Source organism: Nocardiopsis sp. TNDT3 (genome assembly GCF_003427465.1).
GTDB classification, from domain to species: Bacteria; Actinomycetota; Actinomycetes; order Streptosporangiales; family Streptosporangiaceae; genus Nocardiopsis; species Nocardiopsis dassonvillei.
Window position 1 is genome coordinate 1 of record NZ_QPFC01000152.1, and the last position, 3,587, is coordinate 3,587.

Here is a 3,587-nt window from a genome sequence, read left to right on the forward strand (position 1 = left end):
GAGGGCGCACAGCCCTCCCCCCGCTCGTGTCACGCGTGCGCGCCACCCGCCGACCAGGAGGTCCCGTGTCCCCGTCCAACCCCTTCTCCCCCGAGGTCGTCGCCGCCGTCACCGCCCACATGAACGGCGACCACCCCGAGGACACCCTGCTCATCTGCCGCGCGCTGGGCGGCCAGCCCGAGGCCACCGCCGCGCGCATGACGGGCCTGGACGGCGACGGCGGCGACTACGCGGTCACCGTGGACGGAACCGAGCACGCCGTGCGCGTGCCGTGGGCGCGACCGCTCACCGAACGCGCCCAGATCCGCGCCGAGGTCGTGCGCATGTACCAGGAGTCCTGCGACAGGCTCGGCGTGACCCCGCGCGGACGGCACTGAGCACCACGGGCGGCACCGGGCCCTCGTGCCGCAGGGACGCACGGCCGACCGCGAGCAGCCGACCGGCCGCCTGGAACCGGGCCCTCATGCCACGGAGGACGGGGCCGAACAGGCGGTCCCGCACGGCGGAGCGGGACCGGCGCGCGGTGGCCCGCGCGGACGGCGCCGAGGCGCGCGCAGCGCCGCGGCACCGGTCTTCCCGCCCCGGAGCGCACCGTCTGCGCGTTCCGGGTGGAACTCCACGCGCCCACCGGGAGTCAAAGGAGACGAGGGGCTACGCCGAGGAACCCGCACCGGGGCCCGAAACGGCGCGCGAACCGCGCCGCGCGGACCTACCCTGGAGGGGCCCTCGTTCCCCCGCAGGTCCACGACACCAACGCCTATCCGAAGGATGGCTCCGACCCCGATGGTCACGCCCGACCCCGGTGACGAGAACGCGCCGACCCAGCGGATCGAACCCACCGCGCCCACCACACGCATCGGCCCCGACGAGGACCGCACGCGTGCGGACCGCACCCACCGGGCCACCCGTGTGTTCCGCCCGGGAACGGCCCCGGGGGAGGGCACCGAGCCCACCCGCGTGTCCTCCCCGGCCGCGGACCGCACCAGCGTCCTGCCCGGCGCCGGCCAGGCGGACGCCACCCGCACGGCCGCCGCGGCCCCGGGCACCCGCCCGGCCCGCAGCATCCCGGGCGACGGCCGCACCGACGGCCGCGCGCCCTGGTGGCGGACCCTGTTCGGCCCGCTCCTGGACTGGATGGCCCGCCTGGTCTCGCGCGTGGTGGTCGGCCCCGCCAGCGACCTCGACTACGCCGTCCCCGCCGAACTGCGCCGCCGCTACCGCGTGCTCGACCACATCGGCGCGGGCGGCGAGGCCGTCGTCTACCTGGCCGAACCCACCGACTCCCCCGGGCGCCGGCTCGCGCTCAAGGTGTACCGGCCCGGCCACGACATCAACCGCGAACTCCTCGACCGCCTGCGCGCCCGCGGCACCGCCTCACCGCACACCCCCGCCATCCAGGGCTACGGCACCGCCGCCAGCTCCTGGGGCGAGGACCTGGCCTGGGAGGCCCAGGAGTACTTCTCCCACGGCTCGCTGCGCGCGCTCATCGACCAGGCCCCGCTACCGGACGACCGCGCCCGCGCCGTGGTCTCCGCCGTCGCCGAGTGCCTGCACCACTGGCAGGACGAACTCCAGCACAACCACACCGACGTCAAGCCCGAGAACCTGCTCGTGCGGTCCCTGGACCCGCCGGTCGTGGCGCTCACCGACTTCGGCGGCGCCGTACGCGCCACCATGAGCCGCGTCTACGGCGGACTGGCGGTCACCGAGGACTACGCCGCCCCTGAGGTCGTCGAGGGCCGCCGCGAGGCGCCCGCGGCCTGGTGGTCCCTGGGCGTGATCGTGCACGAACTGGTGGCCGGACGCCGCCCCGAGCGCGGCGGCAACTGGCTGACCGCCCGCAACACCGAGGTGGACATCTCCGCCATCACCGACGAGCGCTGGCGCCTGCTGGCCCGGGGCCTGCTCACGCTCGCGCCCTCGGCCCGCTGGGGATACGACGAGGTCGCGCAGTGGCTGGCGGGCGAGCGCCCGCAGATCCGCGCGGTCAAGCGCCTGCGCCCCATCGAGTTCGCCGGAGCCAGCCACGAGGACCCGCCGAGCCTGGCCTTCGACCTGCTCGACCGCTCCGAGACCGGCGCCATGTGGCTGCGCACCCACTGGTCGCAGCTGCGCAGCTGGCTGGACCGCGAGGTCAACGACTACACCTTCGACCGCGCCTACCTGACCGGCCTGGACGCCCACCCCGAACAGGCGCACGTGGCGATCAGCGCGCTGGCCGCCCGCTACGTGCCCGGGATGCCGCCGCGCTTTCGCGGCCACGAGATCAGCGCCGACGGGCTGCTGGACCTGGCCACCGGCGACGCCAGCCGCCACGCGGTGGTGCGCGAGGCCGTGACCTCGGGCGCGGTCGGGCTGGGCGCCCAGCACTGGTGTCCGCATCCGACCTGCCGCTCGGGCGGTTCGGGGCGGTGCGCCCTGCTGGAGCGCGTCCAGCACGAGGTGCCCCTGATCATGCGCAAGGTGTCCGAGAACGTCGACCAGCTGGTCGGCTCGGGCCCCGACGCGCCCCGGCGCCCGGACACCCACGAGACCGACACCGCCTGGGCCAGGGCGGTCGAACTGGTCCTGCTCCCCGACACCGCCTCCCGGAGCCGGTCGCTGCTGCGGCGCCAGTCCTGGCACCCGCGCCAGCGCACCGCCGCCCCGCACGCCCCGTGGTGGGCGGAGCAGCGGCGCCTGGCCCTGCGCGACGCCAACGGCCGCGACGCCCTGGCCACCCGGGCCGCCCTGATCACGGCGGTGCTCCTGCTGCCCGAGGCGGCCCGGGTCGGCGGCGCGGTCGCCGAGCGCGAGCGCGCCGACGGCAGGGCACGCCGCCAGGACCGGTGGGCGTCGCTGGCCGGTTCGGCCGGCGAACGCTGGTCGCAGGTCCGCGAGAAGGCGGCCGGAGTCCGCAGGCGCGCCGCCGGGTCCTCCGCGCCCGGCCGCCCGGAGGGCGCGACCGCCCCGCACCCCTACAACCCCGCGGGACCGCAGGACCCCTCGCTCGACCCCCGCGAACAGAAACGCCGCAGGCGCCGGGCCGACAAGACCATGGGCCAGATCCAGCGGGCGATGAAGGCGGGCGCGTGCCGCCGGTTCGCCTACCCCGCGGCGCTGCTCGGGCTCCTGGACGGCCTGGGCCGCGTGGTGCGCCCGCAGGAGGGCTTCTACCCCGAGAGCGAGTTCGTGACCTCGGCCTACACCGGACTGCTGGACGCCAGCAACGGCGCCGTCCTGGGCTGGCTGTCGGAGGTCACCGGGGCCGTCACCGGTCTGCTGCCCGGCGACACCGGGGCGGCGTGGTGGCTGCCGGTGCTGCTGTCGGTGCTGCTGGTGGCGCTGGGCCGCTCGGCGGCCAGCAGGAAGCCCACCTCGCGGGCCCGTCGGCGCCTGGGGGCCTTCCGCCTGGCCGTGGTGGGAACCCTGTTCATGGTGGTGGTGCTGTTGTCCACGGGCCTGTTGGCGCTGGGCTCGGGGGTGCTGATCCCCCTGGACGGCCTGCTCGCCTAGCGTCCGGTGCGGGCGGTGGCCCGGCGCCCACGGGTAAGCCGCCCCCACCGGCCCCGCCGTCCCCGCGCCGCGCCTCGGGCGCCCGCCGGAGG

The 3,587-nt window shown here is 76.7% G+C and carries 2 protein-coding genes; both read left to right on the forward strand.

Annotated elements, in window-relative coordinates; all coding sequences use genetic code 11:
* Positions 1–65: 65 nt before the first annotated feature.
* Positions 66–377, forward strand: coding sequence for a DUF2470 domain-containing protein (locus DQW06_RS04220; protein WP_013151922.1), 312 nt, complete (start codon positions 66–68; stop codon positions 375–377).
* 406 nt (positions 378–783) lie between these two features.
* Positions 784–3,495, forward strand: coding sequence for a serine/threonine-protein kinase (locus DQW06_RS04225; protein ID WP_117197993.1), 2,712 nt, complete (start codon positions 784–786; stop codon positions 3,493–3,495).
* Positions 3,496–3,587: the final 92 nt, after the last annotated feature.